This is a genomic window from Nocardioides islandensis, assembly GCF_015352455.1.
Taxonomy (GTDB): domain Bacteria; phylum Actinomycetota; class Actinomycetes; order Propionibacteriales; family Nocardioidaceae; genus Nocardioides; species Nocardioides islandensis.
Genome location: NZ_JADKPN010000023.1, coordinates 1 through 15,980, shown reverse-complemented (window position 1 = coordinate 15,980; position 15,980 = coordinate 1). Strand labels below are relative to the sequence as shown.

Annotated in this window: 17 protein-coding genes; 9 read left to right on the top strand and 8 right to left on the bottom strand. The window is 72.0% G+C overall.

Annotation, left to right across the window (positions count from 1 at the left end; all coding sequences use genetic code 11):
* Both ISU07_RS23400 and ISU07_RS23395 read left to right on the top strand, forming a co-directional pair.
* Complete coding sequence (locus ISU07_RS23400; RefSeq protein ID WP_456093967.1) at window positions 1-459, top strand: OB-fold nucleic acid binding domain-containing protein; 459 nt, start codon at window positions 1-3, stop codon at window positions 457-459.
* Window positions 456-1,169: a DUF3159 domain-containing protein gene (locus ISU07_RS23395; protein WP_194709274.1), complete on the top strand. Its 714-nt coding sequence runs from the start codon at window positions 456-458 to the stop codon at window positions 1,167-1,169. Before ISU07_RS23400 ends, ISU07_RS23395 begins: the two co-directional genes overlap by 4 nt.
* Here the strand turns inward: ISU07_RS23395 and ISU07_RS23390 are convergent.
* A complete protein-coding gene (locus ISU07_RS23390) occupies window positions 1,139-2,329 on the bottom strand; it encodes an amidohydrolase (protein ID WP_194709273.1) in 1,191 nt (396 codons plus the stop codon). The genes ISU07_RS23395 and ISU07_RS23390 overlap by 31 nt on opposite strands.
* Window positions 2,330-2,383: 54 nt before the next feature.
* On the opposite strand from ISU07_RS23390, the gene ISU07_RS23385 reads away from it, so the two are divergent.
* Window positions 2,384-3,259, top strand: coding sequence for a bifunctional helix-turn-helix transcriptional regulator/GNAT family N-acetyltransferase (locus tag ISU07_RS23385; RefSeq protein WP_194709272.1), 876 nt, complete (start codon window positions 2,384-2,386; stop codon window positions 3,257-3,259).
* A gap of 3 nt (window positions 3,260-3,262) precedes the next feature.
* Here ISU07_RS23385 and ISU07_RS23380 read toward each other — a convergent pair whose 3' ends face one another.
* Window positions 3,263-3,934, bottom strand: a complete 672-nt coding sequence (locus tag ISU07_RS23380; protein WP_194709271.1) for a potassium channel family protein — start codon at window positions 3,932-3,934, stop codon at window positions 3,263-3,265.
* 19 nt (window positions 3,935-3,953) lie between these two features.
* Entirely contained in the window at window positions 3,954-4,601 is a 648-nt protein-coding gene (locus ISU07_RS23375) for a potassium channel family protein (RefSeq protein WP_228522509.1), read from the bottom strand.
* 39 nt (window positions 4,602-4,640) lie between these two features.
* Here ISU07_RS23375 and ISU07_RS23370 point away from each other — a divergent pair, with 39 nt between their 5' ends.
* Window positions 4,641-6,677 carry an APC family permease gene (locus tag ISU07_RS23370; RefSeq protein ID WP_194709269.1) on the top strand — a complete coding sequence of 679 codons (2,037 nt, stop codon included), beginning with the start codon at window positions 4,641-4,643 and terminating at the stop codon, window positions 6,675-6,677.
* Window positions 6,674-7,798 (top strand): class I SAM-dependent RNA methyltransferase, encoded by a 1,125-nt coding sequence (locus ISU07_RS23365; RefSeq protein WP_194709295.1) that lies wholly within the window; start codon window positions 6,674-6,676, stop codon window positions 7,796-7,798. Before ISU07_RS23370 ends, ISU07_RS23365 begins: the two co-directional genes overlap by 4 nt.
* A gap of 7 nt (window positions 7,799-7,805) precedes the next feature.
* Here ISU07_RS23365 and ISU07_RS23360 read toward each other — a convergent pair whose 3' ends face one another.
* The 3 genes from ISU07_RS23360 to ISU07_RS23350 are packed head-to-tail and all read right to left on the bottom strand — an operon-like array spanning window position 7,806 to window position 9,297.
* Window positions 7,806-8,504, bottom strand: a complete 699-nt coding sequence (locus ISU07_RS23360; RefSeq protein ID WP_194709268.1) for a GNAT family N-acetyltransferase — start codon at window positions 8,502-8,504, stop codon at window positions 7,806-7,808.
* Entirely contained in the window at window positions 8,501-9,031 is a 531-nt protein-coding gene (locus ISU07_RS23355) for an AAA family ATPase (RefSeq protein ID WP_194709267.1), read from the bottom strand. Before ISU07_RS23355 ends, ISU07_RS23360 begins: the two co-directional genes overlap by 4 nt.
* Before the next feature lie 47 nt (window positions 9,032-9,078).
* Window positions 9,079-9,297: a hypothetical protein gene (locus tag ISU07_RS23350; protein ID WP_194709266.1), complete on the bottom strand. Its 219-nt coding sequence runs from the start codon at window positions 9,295-9,297 to the stop codon at window positions 9,079-9,081.
* 31 nt (window positions 9,298-9,328) lie between these two features.
* Between ISU07_RS23350 and ISU07_RS23345 the strand changes: the two genes are divergently transcribed.
* Window positions 9,329-9,793, top strand: coding sequence for a CYTH domain-containing protein (locus tag ISU07_RS23345; protein WP_194709265.1), 465 nt, complete (start codon window positions 9,329-9,331; stop codon window positions 9,791-9,793).
* Between the two features lie 3 nt (window positions 9,794-9,796).
* Here ISU07_RS23345 and ISU07_RS23340 read toward each other — a convergent pair whose 3' ends face one another.
* Both ISU07_RS23340 and ISU07_RS23335 read right to left on the bottom strand, forming a co-directional pair.
* Window positions 9,797-10,174 (bottom strand): hypothetical protein, encoded by a 378-nt coding sequence (locus ISU07_RS23340; RefSeq protein WP_194709299.1) that lies wholly within the window; start codon window positions 10,172-10,174, stop codon window positions 9,797-9,799.
* Window positions 10,175-10,177: 3 nt separating this feature from the next.
* Window positions 10,178-10,504, bottom strand: coding sequence for a PadR family transcriptional regulator (locus ISU07_RS23335; RefSeq protein ID WP_228522506.1), 327 nt, complete (start codon window positions 10,502-10,504; stop codon window positions 10,178-10,180).
* A 66-nt stretch (window positions 10,505-10,570) separates the two neighbouring features.
* Between ISU07_RS23335 and ISU07_RS23330 the strand changes: the two genes are divergently transcribed.
* The 3 genes from ISU07_RS23330 to ISU07_RS23320 all read left to right on the top strand — a co-directional run bounded on the left by ISU07_RS23330 (window position 10,571) and on the right by ISU07_RS23320 (window position 15,880).
* Window positions 10,571-11,446, top strand: a complete 876-nt coding sequence (locus ISU07_RS23330) for an LLM class flavin-dependent oxidoreductase (protein ID WP_194709264.1) — start codon at window positions 10,571-10,573, stop codon at window positions 11,444-11,446.
* Between the two features lie 151 nt (window positions 11,447-11,597).
* Window positions 11,598-14,405, top strand: a complete 2,808-nt coding sequence (locus ISU07_RS23325) for an aconitate hydratase (protein WP_194709263.1) — start codon at window positions 11,598-11,600, stop codon at window positions 14,403-14,405.
* A 56-nt stretch (window positions 14,406-14,461) separates the two neighbouring features.
* The gene (locus ISU07_RS23320) at window positions 14,462-15,880 is read left to right on the top strand and encodes a hypothetical protein (protein WP_194709262.1); all 1,419 of its coding nucleotides are present in this window, start codon (window positions 14,462-14,464) and stop codon (window positions 15,878-15,880) included.
* Window positions 15,881-15,980 lie beyond the last annotated feature (100 nt).

Genomic DNA, 15,980 nt, shown 5'->3' with positions numbered 1-15,980 from the left:
GTGGCGGACAGCAGCGAGGCTCCCGACGAGGTCCCGGGTCCGGACGACGAGCTCGAGGCCCGGATCAAGGAGCGCGCCGAGGAGCGCGCGTGGCCGGACCGCCGCAAGAGCAAGCTGCGCCGCACGATCAGCCGCTGGGCCAACAGCACCGACCAGCACGCCCGCGAGCTGCGACAGGCGGTCCACGAGTCGGGGCTGGTGGCCATCGCCGAGGCGCCGGACCGCACCCGCGTCCACCTCAGCGGCACGCTCCGCACCGTCACGCTCCGCCCGCGCGGCGGCGTACCCGCCCTCGAGGCCGAGCTCTTCGACGGCTCCGGCGCCATCACCCTGGTCTGGCTCGGCCGAAGGCAGATCAACGGCATCGGCCCCGGGCGCCAGCTCGAGGTGCAGGGCCGGATCGGCGTCCAGGACGGCGTCCGCGTCATGTACAACCCCCGCTACGAGCTGCGCGCATGAGCGAGCCGGGCGCAGGCGTCGAGAGCGTCGAGGCCGTCGTACGCCGCCAGCTCGCCACCGCGCTCGGAGGCCGGCGCGGCATGGTCGAGGCCGCCGTCCCGACGATCACGTTCACGCTGCTCTGGCTGACCACCCGCCACCTGTCGCTGGCGCTCGCCGTGAGCCTCGGGGCGGCCGGCGTGCTGCTCGTCGTCCGGCTGGTGCAGCGCTCGACGGCGCAGTTCGTGCTCAACGCCATGTTCGGCATCGGCATCGGCTGGGTGTTCGTGCGGATCGCGGCCAGCCGCGGCGGCGACGCCGACGACCAGGCGCTCGCCTACTTCCTGCCCGGCATCCTCTACAACGCCGCGTACGCCGGCATCTTCGTGCTCACCTGCCTCATCGGCTGGCCGCTCGTGGGCTTCATGGTCGGCAGCGTCACCGGCGACCCGACCGCCTGGCACCAGGACAAGCAGGTCGTCCGGCTGTGCACCAAGCTGACCCTGCTGCTGGCGCTGCCGTGCATCCTCCGGGTGGTCGTGCAGGCGCCCATCTGGCTGGCCGCGCACGCCGACACCATCTCGACCGGCACGGCCGTCGGCGTCCTCGGCGTGCTCAAGATCGCGATGGGCTGGCCGCTCCAGCTCGCCTGCCTCGCGGGCATGGTGTGGCTGCTCGGCCGCAACCACACGCCGGTGTCCTACGCCGGGGAAGAGCCCTCGAACGCGTAGACCTGCTCGCCCTCGACGTACACCGTCTGCGCGCGCTGCATCATGTCGAGCGGGTCGCCGGACCAGATCGCCAGGTCGGCGAGCTTGCCGACCTCGAGCGAGCCGATGCGGTCCTCCAGGCCCAGCACCCGCGCCGGGTTGATGGTGATCGCCCGCAGCGCGGTGTCCCGGTCGAGGCCGTCCTTGACCGCCAGCGTCGCCTGGTGGACCAGGTAGGCGATCGGGCAGACCGGGTGGTCGGTGATGATCGAGATCTCCACGCCGGCCTTGGCGAGCAGGCCGGGGTTGACCGTCGAGCGGTTGCGGACCTCGACCTTGCTGCGGCTCACGATCAGCGGGCCGATGAGGACCGGGATGCCCTTCGCCGCGACCAGGTCGGCGACGAGGTGGGCCTCGGTGCCGTGGTCGAGCACGAGCTCGTAGCCGAACTCGTCCGCGATGCGTATCGCCGTCGCGATGTCGTCGGCCCGGTGCGAGTGCTGGCGCCACGGGATCTCGCGCTCCAGCACCATCGCCAGCGCCTCGAGCTTCAGGTCCCGGCCGTCGAACGGCTTCTTCTCCTTCTTGGCGGCGTCCCGCTTGAGGATGTAGTTCTGCGTGGCCACGAACGCCTCGCGCATCACCGCCGCCGTGCCGAGCCGGGTCGAGGGCGCCTTCTTCTGGTCGCCGTACACGCGCTTGGGGTTCTCGCCCAGCGCCGACTTGATCCCCACGGGGGAGCGCAGCACCATCTCGTCGACCGTGCGCCCCGACGTGTGCACGGCGACGCAGTGGCCGCCGATGACGTTGCCCGAGCCGGGGTTGATGCCGACGGTCGTGATCCCGCCCGACAGTGCGTCGGTGAAGCCGAGGTCGCCGGGGTAGATCGCGTCGAGGGCGCGCACCTGCGCGGTCACCGGGTCGGTCATCTCGTTGGTGTCCTGGCCCGACCAGCCCTCGCCCTCGTTCCAGACGCCGACGTGGGTGTGCGCGTCGACGAACCCGGGCAGGACCCAGCCGCCCTCGGCGTCGATCACGTCGGCCCGCCGCGGTGGCTTGGCCTTCGGGCCGACCGCGGAGATCCTGCCGTCCGCGACGACGACCGTGCCGTCATAGGGGTCGCCCTCGATCGGGACGACGTGGGCGTTGGTGATCGCGAAGGTGTTCCGTACCGAGGCCACGCCAGCACTCTAGGACCCCTGGTGCTCGCCAGGTTCTCTGACTAAGGTCAGAGAATGCTCGAGGAGCCGACGGACGTGGTGCGTCGCTTCAACCGCACCTACACCCAGCGGATCGGCGCCCTCGACGAGTCGTTCCTCGGGACCGGCCGCCCGCTGGGCCCGTCGCGGCTGCTGTTCGAGATCGGGGAGTCCGGGGCGACGGTCCGCGAGCTGCGTGACCGGATGGGGCTGGACTCGGGCTACCTGAGCCGGCTGCTCCGCGGCCTCGAGGGCGACGGTCTGGTGGAGGTGCGGCCCGACCTGACCGACGCCCGGCGCCGGCGCGTCACCCTCACCCGACGCGGCCGGACGGCCTGGCGCCGGCTCGACGACCGCTCCGAGGACCTCGCCCGCACCCTGGTCGCGCCGCTCAGCGACCGGCAGCGGGCCCGCCTAGTCGACGCCCTGGCGACCGCCGACCTGCTGGTCCGCGCCGCGACGGTCCGGCTCGAGGACCTGCCGCCGACCGACGCGCGGGCGGTCGAGGCCATGGCGGCGTACTTCGCCGAGATCGGCCGCCGGTTCGGCTTCGAGCCGGGCGACGCCTGGCGCGTCGACGCGGAGTCGATGACCGCCCCGGACGGCTTCTTCGTGGTCGCGACCAGCGACGGCGAGCCGGTGGCGTGCGGGGGAGTGCAGCGGCTCCCGGACGGGTCCGCGCAGATCAAGCGGATGTGGGTGCACGACGGCTGGCGGGGCGCCGGGCTGGGCGCCCGGCTGCTGCGCCACCTCGAGGACCGCGCCCGGGAGCACGGGTACGCCGTGGTCCGGCTGGACACCAACGACACGCTCACCGAGGCGATCGCGATGTACGAGCGGGCGGGCTACCGGGCCATCGCGAGGTACAACGACAACCCGTGGGCCCGCTGCTGGTTCGAGAAGGACCTCTGACCCTCAGCCGCCGTGCGAGCCGGGGGCGAGCATCTTCTCCAGCGCGTCCTCGACCTCGGCGCCCGCGACGAAGAGCAGCTCGTCGCCGGACTCGATGGGCTGGTCGGCGTCGGGGGTGTAGACCTGCCCGTCGCGCAGGATGGTGACCAGCGCGCAGTTCTCGGGGAACGGGATGAGGCCGGCCGGCTTGCCGACGTACGGCGACTCGGGCGGGAGGGTGAGCTCGACCAGGTTGGCGTTGCCTTGGCGGAAGGTGAACAGCCGCACGAGGTCGCCGACCGTCACCGCCTCCTCCACCAGCGCCGACATGATGCGCGGGGTCGACACGCTGACGTCGACGCCCCAGGCCTCGGTGAACAGCCACTCGTTGTTGGGGTGGTTGACGCGGCCGACCGTGCGCGGCACCCCGAACTCGGTCTTGGCCAGCAGGGCCGTGACCAGGTTGGCCTTGTCGTCGCCGGTCGCCGCGATGACGACGTCGCACTGGTCGAGGCGGGCCTCCTCCAGGGAGGACAGCTCGCAGGCGTCGGCGAGCAGCCACTCGGCCTCCGGCACGCGGTCCGGCTTGATCGAGACCGGGTCCTTGTCGATCAGCAGCACCTGGTGGCCGTTGGTGATCAGCTCCTGGGCGACGGAGCGGCCGACGGCACCGGCCCCGGCGATGGCGACTCTCATCGAAGGCCCCTCATGGTGGTCAGTGCTCCTCGGGACCCTTGTTGATGACGGAGTACGCCTCGGCGGCGTTCTCCTCGCGCATCACCAGGTGCAGCAGGTCGCCCTCCTGGATGACGGACTCGCGCGTCGGCAGCATGCCCTCGCCGAGGCGGTCGATCCACGCAATCCGGCTGCCGGACTGCACCTGGAAGTCGTAGGTCTTGTGGCCCACCCACACCGACGGGACCGGCAGCTGGTCGACGCGGATCGTGCCGGACGGGTCGCGGAAGTCGGGCTCGGCGCCGGCGGGCAGCAGCCGGCGCAGGATCTGGTCGGCGGTCCACTTCACTGTGGCCACGGTCGTGATGCCCAGCCGCTGGTAGACCTCGGCGCGCCCGGGGTCGTAGATGCGGGCGCAGACCTGCTGGATCCCGAAGGTCTCCCGCGCGACACGCGCGGCGATGATGTTGGAGTTGTCGCCGCTGGAGACCGCGGCGAACGCGTCCGCGCGGCGGATGCCGGCCTTCTCGAGGACGACCTGCTCGAAGCCGTACCCGGTCACCTTGTCGCCGTTGAACGCCGGCCCCAGCCGTCGGAAGGCGTCGGGGTCGCTGTCGATGATCGAGACCGTGTGGTTGCGGTCCTCGAGGCTGCGGGCGAGCGTCGAGCCGACGCGGCCGCAGCCCATGATCACCACATGCACGGTTGAACCGTATCCTGTTCGCTCGTGGGTGTCGGCGACGTCGCCAAGCGGATCCTCCTCGGCCAGAAGCTCCGCAGCTCTCAGCTTGGTGAGACCTTGTTGCCGAAGCGCATCGCGCTGCCCGTCTTCGCCAGCGACGCGCTCTCGTCGGTCGCCTACGCCCCCGACGAGGTCTTCATCATGCTGTCGCTGGCCGGCGCGTCGGCGTACGTCTGGTCCTGGAAGATCGGCATCGCCGTCGCGCTGGTGATGGCGGCCGTCGTGGCGTCGTACCGCCAGACCGTGCACGCCTACCCCTCGGGCGGCGGCGACTACGAGGTCGCGACCGTGAACCTCGGCCCGCTGGCCGGCACGACCGTGGCCAGCGCGCTGCTCGTCGACTACGTGCTGACGGTGGCGGTGTCGATCTCGTCGGGCGCCCAGTACGCCGCCTCGGCGGTCGGCGCGCTGAGCGGGCACGAGGCGATGTTCGCGACCCTGCTGGTGGTCGTGCTGGCCGCGATCAACCTGCGCGGCATCCGCGAGTCGGGCACGTTCTTCGCGATCCCGACCTACGCCTTCATGGTCGCGATCCTCGGCATGTGCTCGTTCGGCCTGCTCCGGCTGCTGTCCGGCAGCCTGCCGGACGTCGAGAGCGCCAAGTACGACATCCAGAAGGCGCCGGGCTACGAGCACTCGATCACGACGTTCGCCCTCGTGTTTCTGCTGGCGCGGGCCTTCTCCTCCGGCTGCGCCGCCCTGACCGGGGTCGAGGCGATCTCCAACGGCGTCCCGGCGTTCAAGCGCCCCAAGAGCCGCAACGCCGCCACCACGCTGCTGCTCCTCGGCGCGATCGCCATCACCATGATGCTCAGCATCATCGTGCTGGCCAAGCAGATGGGCCTGAAGTACGTCGACCCGCACGACCTCGACCGGCTCACCGAGAACGGCGAGCCGGTGCCCGGCAGCCACGACCAGCACGCGGTCATCGCCCAGATCGCGCGGGCAGTGTTCAGCGACTTCACGCCCGGCTTCTACTTCGTGGTGACCGTCACCGGCATCATCCTGGTGCTGGCGGCGAACACCGCGTTCAACGGCTTCCCGGTGCTCGGCTCGATCCTGGCCAAGGACGGCTACGCGCCGCGCGCCCTCGGCTCGCGCGGCGACCGGCTGGCCTACAGCAACGGCATCGTCTTCCTGGCCGTGATGGCGATCATCCTGATCCAGGTCTTCAACGCCGAGACCACGCGGCTGATCCAGCTGTACATCGTCGGCGTCTTCGTGTCCTTCAACCTCAGCCAGCTCGGCATGATCCGCCACTGGACCCGGGCGCTGAAGACCGAGAAGGACGCCGCCGTACGCCGCCGGATGTTCCGGTCGCGGGTGATCAACACGGTCGGCCTGACGTTCACCGCGATCGTGCTGGTGATCGTGCTGATCACCAAGTTCCTCGCCGGCGCCTGGATCACCATCCTGGCGATGGTCGTCTTCTTCGCGATCATGCGCGGCATCCGGCGCCACTACGACAACGTGTCGCTCGAGCTGGCCGCCGACGAGGGCGACAAGGTCATGCCGACCCGGGTGCACGCGATCGTGCTCGTCTCCAAGCTGCACAAGCCGACCCTGCGGGCGCTGGCGTTCGCGAAGGCGACCCGGCCCAACGTGCTCGAGGGCGTGTACGTCGCCAGCGACCCGGGCCAGACCGACGCGTTGCTCCAGGACTGGGACGACCGCAACCTCGGCGTACCGCTGAAGGTGCTGTTCTCGCCGTACCGCGAGGTCATCAAGCCGATCGTCGACTACGCCACCGAGATCCGGAACGCCAACCCGCGAGGTGTCGTGGCTGTCTACATCCCCGAGTACGTCGTGGGGCGCTGGTGGGAGCAGCTGCTGCACAACCAGACGGCTCTCCGTCTGAAGGGCCGCCTGTTGTTCACGCCGGGCGTGATGGTGACGTCCGTGCCGTACCAGCTGCGGTCCAGCGAGCTCGCCCGCGACCGGGACCGCGACCGCGTGCGTGCCGGCGACCTCCGCCGCGGCCGGGTCGAGGAGCGCGAGTCCGACCGGCAGGTCCAGCGCTGACCCGGCGCACCCGCGCCCGCGCCGCCCGGGGCGCCTCGCACGTCGGCGAGCGGCACGTCGTCGAGGTCGGCGCGGTCGCGCACGGCGGGCACTGCGTGGCCCGGCTGGCGGACGAGTCCGGTGGGGGGCGGGTCGTGTTCGTCCGGCACGCGCTGCCGGGGGAGCGGGTCGAGGTCGAGGTCACCGAGGGCACCGACGGCGACACGTTCTGGCGCGCCGACGCGGTGGCGGTGCTGTCCGCCTCTCCCGACCGCGTCCAGGCGCCGTGCCCGGTCGCCGGACCCGGGCTGTGCGGCGGGTGCGACTTCCAGCACGTGGCCCTCACCCGGCAGCGCGCTCTGAAGGCCGAGGTGGTCGCCGAGCAGCTGCGCCGGCTGGCGGGCCTGTCGGTCGACGTCACCGTCGAGGCCGTGCCGGGGGACGTCGACGGGCTGCGCTGGCGGACCCGGACCCGGCTCGCCCACCTGCCCGACGGCCGGACGGCGATGCGCAAGCACCGTTCCCACGACCTGGTCCCCGTCGATGACTGCCTGATCGCGCTGCCGTCCTCCTCGTCACCCTCGGAGTCGGTGTCGGCGGCCGGGCGCTCGCACACCTTCCAGGTCACCGGGGACGGCTTCTGGCAGGTGCACCCCGGTGCGCCGCGCGTGCTCGTCGAGACCGTCCTGGCCATGCTGCGCCCCGAGCCGGGGGAGCGGGTGCTGGACCTGTACGCCGGCGTCGGGCTCTTCAGCGCCTTCCTCGCCGACGCCGTCGGTGCCGGCCGCGTGGTCGCCGTCGAGGGCCACCCCGGTGCGGCCCGGGACGCGGCGTCGAACCTGCCCTGCGGCGTACGCGTCCTCCAGGGCGACGTCGCGCGCGTGCTGGCGTCGACGCTGGACGAGCCGTTCGACCTCGTCGTCCTCGACCCACCCCGCGAGGGCGCCCGGAAGGCGGTCGTCGACCGGGTCGTCGACCGGTCGCCGCGGGCGGTCGCGTACGTCGCGTGCGACCCGGCCGCGCTGGCGCGCGACGTGGCGACGTTCGCCGCGCACGGCTACCGGCTGGACGAGCTGCGCGCGTTCGACCTCTTCCCGATGACCCACCACGTGGAGTGCGTGGCGCTGCTGACCCGCTCGTGAACCGCCGTCAGGGCAGCGCCCAGTCGGTGCCGTAGGGCACCGCGCCGAGCCGCCGGGCGATCCGCCGGGAGGCGTGGTTGGTCCAGGCGGTCGAGTACAGCGGGAGCCGGCCGCTGGCCCGCACCGCGTCGGCCCACAGGCTGGTCGCCGCGGTGGCGTGGCCGCGGCCGGTGTGGCCGTCCTCGGTGTCGACGCCGGCCTCGGCCGCCCGGTCGGTCCGCCGCGAGCACCGGCAGGCGGTCACGGCCCGGCCGTCGACCACGACGGCCGCGACCGGGGCGAGGGCGTCGTACTCGTCGTGCACGTAGTCGAACCCGCCCCTCAGCACATCCCTCTCCTCCGGCCCGATGAGCACGGCCGGACCGTGCGGGTCGGCCTCGGGCAGGTACCACGCGGGGCCCGACCAGGCCTGTGCCGCCTGCCCGCCCAGCAGGTCCAGGTAGGACTGCTCGTGGCGGGGCGGCTCGTGTGCGTCGAACCCGGTCACCGGCGGCTCGTCGGCGAGGAGGGCGGCCAGCTCGGCCGCGAGGTCGTCGCCGACCGTGTCGGACAGGCGCCAGAGCACGCGTCCGGTGCCGCGGACGAGGAGCACGCGCCAGGCGGGTGCGCCGTCCGGCTCGTTCGTGAAGGTCGTCCGCCCGCGCGCGTCGGTCAGGTACAGGACGTCGGCGTGCAGCTCGAGCAGCTCCCGTTCGTCGTACCTCACGCCTCCAGCATCGCGAGCAGCGCGGCGTACGTCGCGCCGATTTCCCCGCGGGCGTCGAGACGGCGCGTGTCGGGCAGGCGCTCGAGGGCGGCGAGGTACGTGGGGACCACGTGCCCGGCACCGCCCTCCCGTGCGACGAGCTCGCGGACCGCGCGCGTGTGCACCGCGTCGGCCCGGCCGTCGAACCGAGCGACGGCGGTGTCCGGCTCGACGTCCAGCAGCACGTGCACCAGCTCGGCCCCCGCGTTCGTCGCTGCCCGCTCGAACTTCGCCACCTCGGTCTCCCGGGCGAGCAGCTGGGGGAGCACCACGTCGCCGCTCTCCCGCAGGTACGCCTCGATCAGGGCGAGCGCGGCCGGCCGGACCAGCGCGCCGGTGCCGGCGTAGTCGTCCGCCCACCCACCGACCATCGTGCGCAGCACGTCGACATCGAGGCAGAGCGTCCCAGGGTGGTGCTCGACGTACAGGTGCGCCAGCGTCGACTTGCCGGCGCCAGGCGCGCCGTTCAGGAGGATCAGGCGCCGCACGACTCCCGAGGCTAGCCGCCACGTGTCGCCGGCCCATCGGCCGCGAGCTACCCGCCCAGCCGCCGGTGCCAGTCCTCGTGCCGTACCTCGGCGGACGCGAGCTGCTGCGTCCCCTGCATCCGCAGCCCCATCGGCAGCAGCGCGCCGCAGACGCGACACACGAGGCCGTCGGTGGTCTGGATGTACCCGCGCTCCCAGGCCAGCGACTGCACGGTCTCGGGTCCCCAGTCGTCGGGGCGGTCCTCGTCGCGGTCGACCTGGGGCATGACGCGGACGCTACCGCGCGACACTGCTGGCGTGACCCCCATGAAGTACGCCGTGGTCGAGCGCGAGCGACGATGGCTGCTGGCCGCGGTCCCCGCCCTGCCCACCGACGCCAGGCGGCTGACCATCGTCGACCGGTACCTCACCGGCACCCGCCTGCGCCTGCGTGAGGCGACCGAGGCCGACGGCACCGTCGTCCGCAAGCTCGGCCACAAGGTCCGGACCGGTGGGGACGCGCGCGAGATCGCGCACACGTCGCTCTACCTCGACGACGCCGAGTGGGACCTCCTCGCCACCCTGCCCGCCCGGACGCTGACCAAGACCCGGACCCTGGTGCCGACGGGCGAGGGACACGTCGCGGTCGACGTGCACGCCGACGGGACCGTCGTCGCGGAGATCGACGGGGACGGCGAGCTCCCGGGCGAGTGGGCGGTCCTGCGTGAGGTCACCGACGACGAGGCGTACACCGGCGGCGCGCTGGCCCGCCGGTCGCCATGACGATCACCAGCCGCCCATCGCGGCGGGGTTGCCGGCGTTGCCCAGGCGGGGGTCGTCCTTGCCGCACCGAGAGCAGACTCGAGAACGGTGGCCGTCCTCGGGGTTGGTGACGTAGTGCCAGTGGTGGCGCAGGTTCAGCCGGCACAGCAGGGGAGTGCGGACGGTCGTGGTGTCGTTCATCGGGTCGATCTCCTGGGTCAGCTCGCGGCGCAGCTGCCAGGCGGTCGAGAGGACCCCGGACGCGTAGGTCAGCTGGTGCGTGCGGTCGAGGGCCGACAGGTCGCCGTACAGCTCCCAGCGGTACCGCTGCCGCAGCTCGCCCGCGGGAAGCAGGCGGGTGGACAGCCGGACCAGGCCGAGGGCGACCGGCGTCGGCCTCATCGGTCAGCCCGTCCCGGGTCGGGGGCGGGCCGTGACCGAGCGGGGGCGGTAGGCGCGGGCCAGGCCGTCGCGGGCCAGCTCGATGCCGTCCGTCGTGAGTCGGTAGTAGCGGCGGACGGGCCGGCCGGCCTGGCTGGGGTCGACCTCCTCCCACCGCGACTCCACCCAGCCGAGCCGCTCCAGGCGCGCGAGGATCGGGTGGATGGTGCCGCTGGGCAGACCGGCGGCGGCGCCGATCTCGAGCCCGTAGCGCTCGCTGCCCGGGTCGTCCAACAGGGCCCGGAGCACGAGCTGGGTCGGCAGGGTCATCCGCGGTGATCGTGCCGACATGCGTCGTACTCTACCTAGCCCCTAGGTAGAGAACAACCCGATCGGCCGATCCGTGATGATGGGCCCATGCGACTGGGAACGATCGTCCTGCAGACGCGGCCGTGGGCGGGGACCGCGCAGGCGTTTCGGGCCGCCGAGGAGATCGGGTACGACGTCGCGTACGTCGCCGACCACCTCACCCACCCGACGCTGGCCGGCCGCTGGCTGGCCGACGGGTTCACCACCCTGGCCGCCGCCGCCACCGTCACGAACCGGATCGACCTCGGCACGCTGGTCGCCTCCGCGGCGGTGCGCACCCCGGTCACGCTGGCACGCGCGGCCGCGACCGTGGACGACGTCTCCGGTGGTCGCCTCGTGTTCGGCCTCGGCGCCGGCGCGGCGGGCGACGCGGCCGCCGACCGCGGCAGCGCGCCGGGCCTGGACGAGATGGCGAACCGGCTCGAGGACACGGTGCGGGCGCTCGAGGCGCTCTGGGCCGGGGAGCCGCAGTTCGCCGGCGACCACGCGGCGTACCGCGACGTCGTCACCAGTCCGACCGCACCGGGTCGGGGCCGGCCGTACACGATGCTCGCGGCGCACGGACCTCGTGGGCTCGCGCTGACCGCCCGGTACGCCGACGCCTGGAGCACCTACGGGGGCCCGCAGTCCGTGGCGCTCGACGCCGACGACTACTGGGCGCTGGTGGCCGACCAGTCGGCGCAGCTCACGCGACAGTGCGAGGAGCAGGGCCGCGACCCGGCGACGGTACGCCGGTCGGTGCTGCTCGGGTACGGCACCGTGCGACCGCTCACCGACGCCGCGTCGTACCTCGCGGTGGTCGAGCGGGCCGAGAGCATCGGCCTCGACGAGGTCGTCGTCTACTGGCCGGACGGGGATCCGGGCGGCCGGTTCTGGTCCGATCCGGAGGTGCACGCGGAGGCGCTGGCCGGCCTGGCGCGATGACTCGACGTCATGTATCTTGACATCAAGATACTTGGGCGACCGTCTGGCGACACCTGCCTTCGACTCCGGTCGTGCGCGGCGGCAAGATGGACAGCGGAACCCCAGCGGATCAACGAGCGGATCAACCAGCGGATCACCGAGGAGACCACGGATGGCCAGTCAGGACAGCTTCGGCGCCAAGAGCACGCTCGACGTGGGTGGGACGTCGTACGAGATCTACCGGCTGGACGCGGTGACCGGTGACGGACTCGACGTCTCGTCGCTGCCCTTCAGCCTCAAGGTGCTGCTGGAGAACCTGCTGCGCACCGAGGACGGCGCCGACATCACCGCCGACCACATCCGCGCGCTCGCCGGCTGGGACGCCGCGGCCGAGCCCGACAAGGAGATCCAGTTCACGCCGGCGCGCGTGATCATGCAGGACTTCACCGGCGTGCCGTGCATCGTTGACCTGGCCACCATGCGCGAGGCGATGGCCGACCTCGGCGGCGACGCGACCAAGATCAACCCGCTCGCCCCGGCCGAGCTGGTCATCGACCACTCCGTCATCGCCGACGTCTTCGGCAGCCCGGAGGCGTTCGGGCGCAACGTCGAGATCGAGTACGAGCGCAACCGCGAGCGCTACCAGTTCCTGCGCTGGGGCCAGGGGGCCTTCGAGGACTTCAAGGTCGTGCCACCCGGCACCGGCATCGTGCACCAGGTCAACATCGAGCACCTCGCGCGCGTCGTGTTCACCCGCGACAGCGGCACGGGTACGACCGTCGCCTACCCCGACACCTGCGTCGGCACCGACTCCCACACCACGATGGTCAACGGCATCGGGGTGGTCGGCTGGGGCGTCGGCGGCATCGAGGCCGAGGCCGCGATGCTCGGCCAGCCGGTCAGCATGCTGATCCCGCGCGTGGTCGGCTTCAAGCTGAACGGCGACCTGCACGAGGGCGCCACCGCCACCGACCTGGTCCTCACCATCACCGAGATGCTCCGCAAGCACGGCGTCGTCGGGAAGTTCGTGGAGTTCTACGGCCCCGGCGTCTCCGCGCTGCCGCTGGCCAACCGCGCCACGATCGGCAACATGAGCCCGGAGTTCGGCTCGACGATCGCGGTCTTCCCGATCGACCAGCAGACCCTCGACTACCTCGAGCTCACCGGCCGCCCGGCCGAGCAGCTGGCGCTGGTCGAGGCGTACGCCAAGGAGCAGGGCCTCTGGCACGACCCCGAGGCCGAGCCGCGCTACTCCGAGAAGCTCGAGCTCGACCTCGCCACCGTCGTGCCCAGCCTCGCCGGCCCCAAGCGCCCGCAGGACCGGGTCGCGCTCTCCGACGCCAAGCAGTCCTTCCGCGCGGCTCTCTCCGACTACGTGGACGAGGCCGGCGACGAGCAGGGGTACGACGAGTCGGTCGCCGAGTCCTTCCCCGCCTCGGACTCGCCGTCCCACGAAGGGGGCAACGGCTCGGCCGCGCCGACCGACCACCTGAGCGCGGCGCGTACCGGCGGTGGACGCCCGTCCAGCCCGGCCACGGTCACGATCGACGGGACGACCTGCGAGGTCGACCACGGCGCCGTCGCGATCGCGGCGATCACCAGCTGCACCAACACCTCAAACCCATCGGTGATGATCGGCGCCGCCCTGCTGGCCAAGAAGGCCGTCGAGAAGGGCCTCCAGCGCAAGCCGTGGGTGAAGACGACCCTGGCGCCGGGCTCGAAGGTGGTCAGCGACTACTACGAGAAGGCCGGCCTCACGCCGTACCTCGACAAGCTCGGCTTCAACCTCGTCGGCTACGGCTGCACGACCTGCATCGGCAACTCCGGCCCGCTCATCCCCGAGGTCAGCAAGGCCGTCAACGACAACGACCTGGCCGTCGTCTCGGTGCTGTCGGGCAACCGCAACTTCGAGGGCCGCATCAACCCCGACGTGAAGATGAACTACCTCGCGTCGCCGCCGCTGGTCGTGGCCTACGCGCTGGCCGGCTCGATGGACGTCGACCTGTTCAACGACCCGCTGGGCCAGGACACCGAGGGCAACGACGTCTACATGAAGGACATCTGGCCGTCGCCGTCGGAGATCGAGCGGGTGATCGGGGAGGCCATCTCCTCCGACATGTTCACCAGCGACTACGCCGACGTGTTCGCCGGCGACGAGCAGTGGCGGTCGCTGCCGACGCCCGACGGTGACACGTTCGCGTGGGACGCCGACTCGACGTACGTCCGCAAGCCCCCCTACTTCGACGGCATGCCCGACAAGCCGGAGCCGGTGACCGACATCGAGGGCGCGCGGGTGCTGCTCAAGCTCGGCGACTCGGTGACCACCGACCACATCAGCCCGGCCGGCGCGATCAAGAAGGACAGCCCCGCCGGCAGGTACCTCGGCGAGCACGGCGTCGAGCAGCGCGACTTCAACTCCTACGGCTCGCGCCGCGGCAACCACGAGGTGATGATCCGCGGCACGTTCGCCAACATCCGGCTGCGCAACCAGCTCGCCCCCGGCACCGAGGGCGGCGTGACGCGCGACTTCACCAACGGGGGAGAGGTGACCTCGGTCTACGAGGCGTCCGAGCACTACCTCGAGGCCGGTACGCCGCTCGTCGTGCTGTCCGGCAAGGAGTACGGCTCCGGCTCCTCGCGCGACTGGGCGGCCAAGGGCACCGCGCTGCTCGGCGTGAAGGCCGTCATCGCGGAGTCCTACGAGCGGATCCACCGGTCCAACCTCATCGGGATGGGCGTCCTGCCGCTGCAGTACCCCGACGGCGAGAACGCCGAGTCCCTCGGCCTGACCGGTGAGGAGACGTTCTCGATCACCGGAGTGACGGCTCTGAACGACGGCTCGACGCCGCGCACCGTGAAGGTGAAGGCCGATGACACCGAGTTCGACGCGGTCGTCCGCATCGACACCCCCGGCGAGGCCAACTACTACCGCAACGGCGGGATCATGCAGTACGTCCTGAGGAACCTGCTGAACAGCTGAGTAGAATCCGGCGGTTCGGCCCTCACGCCGGGCCGCCGGGTGCGAACCTGACGGGCGTGACCGACGTGCGCGACCCCGCGCGGACGGCCACCTCACCGGTGGACCGTCTGCTCCGGCTGCTGCCGTACGTGATGCTGGCGTTCAGCGCGACCTGGACCACCCTGCGCGCGGCCGCCCCGCTGCACGACCCCGACTCGTGGTTCCACCTGGCGCTGGGCGAGTACTTCCTCGACCACCGCACCCTGTCCGCGCCCGAGAGCTGGTCGACGTTCGCGACCTCGGAGTGGGTGCCGACGCAGCCGCTGCCGGAGGTCGTGGTGGCGCTGCTGCACCGCTGGCTGGGTCTGCCCGTGCTCGTTTGGCTGTTCGCCGCCAGCGTCGTCGCGCTGGTGGGCGTGGTGTTCTGGCTCGCGCGACAGTACGCCGGCCCGCTGCCCGCCGTCGTCGCCACCATGTTCTTCGTCGCCGCCGGGCAGAACGCGTTCACGCCGCGACCACAGATGGTGAGCTACCTGCTGCTGGCGGTCGTGGTCGGTGCCTGGCTGCGGACCGAGCAGGACCTGAAGCCGCGGTGGTGGCTGGTGCCGCTGGCGTGGGTCTGGTCGCTGAGCCACGGGTTCTGGTTCATCGGGGTGGCCTACGGCTACGTCTTCCTCCTCGCCCAGCTGGTCACCCGTCGCGCCGACCGTCGACAGCTGGCCAGGCTGGCCGCCGTACCCGTCCTCTCCACCCTCGTCGTGCTGCTCAACCCGGTCGGCCTCGGCGTCTTCGCGGCGCCGTTCGTGGTCAACGAGCGCGGGCAGTACATCGCGGAGTGGCAGCGGGCGGACCTCTTCTCCGGGCCCGGCCTGGTCGCCCTCCTGATGGTCGCGGTGACCGCCCTGGTCTGGGTGCTGCGGCCGTCGTCGGCGTCGGTGTTCCGCGCGCTGCTGCTGGTCTCGGCGCTGTTCTGGGCCTGGTACGCCGTCCGCACGGTCACGCTGGCCAGCATCGTCGTGGTGCCGTTGCTCGCGGCGGCTCTGGACTCCCTCGTCCCCGCCCGGCCGGTGGACGCGCGGAAGGAACGGCGCGGAGTGCTCGTCGCGGCGGCCGCGCTACTGGCGGTCGTCGCCGTCATCGTGCCGTTCCGGGCGGACCGGCCCGGCGGCGTACCGGTGGCCATGGACCCCGCGCTCGAAGCGCTGCCCGCCGGCACCACGGTGCTGAACGACTACGTCCTCGGGGGCTGGCTGTCGTGGCAGCACCCGGGGCTCAACCGGTACATCGACGGGATGGCCGACGCGTACCCCGCGCAGCACCTCGCCGACGACTCCGACCTGGTCCAGCTCAAGCCCGGCTGGGAGGGCATCCTCGCCGACGCCGACGCCCAGGTGGCGCTGCTCGTCGACGGCAGCCGGCTGGCCGAGGCGCTCCAGGAGCAGGGGTGGACGCTCCAGCAGGCCGACCGGGGCTGGGTGCTGCTCGCGCGTCCCTAGCTGTTCTGTCCGGGCACGTTGGGCACGAGGTCGATGGGTGACTTGCCCTTGAGCGAGGTGTGTCCGCGGTGGTGATTGTAGAAGTGGAGCCAGGCCGGGT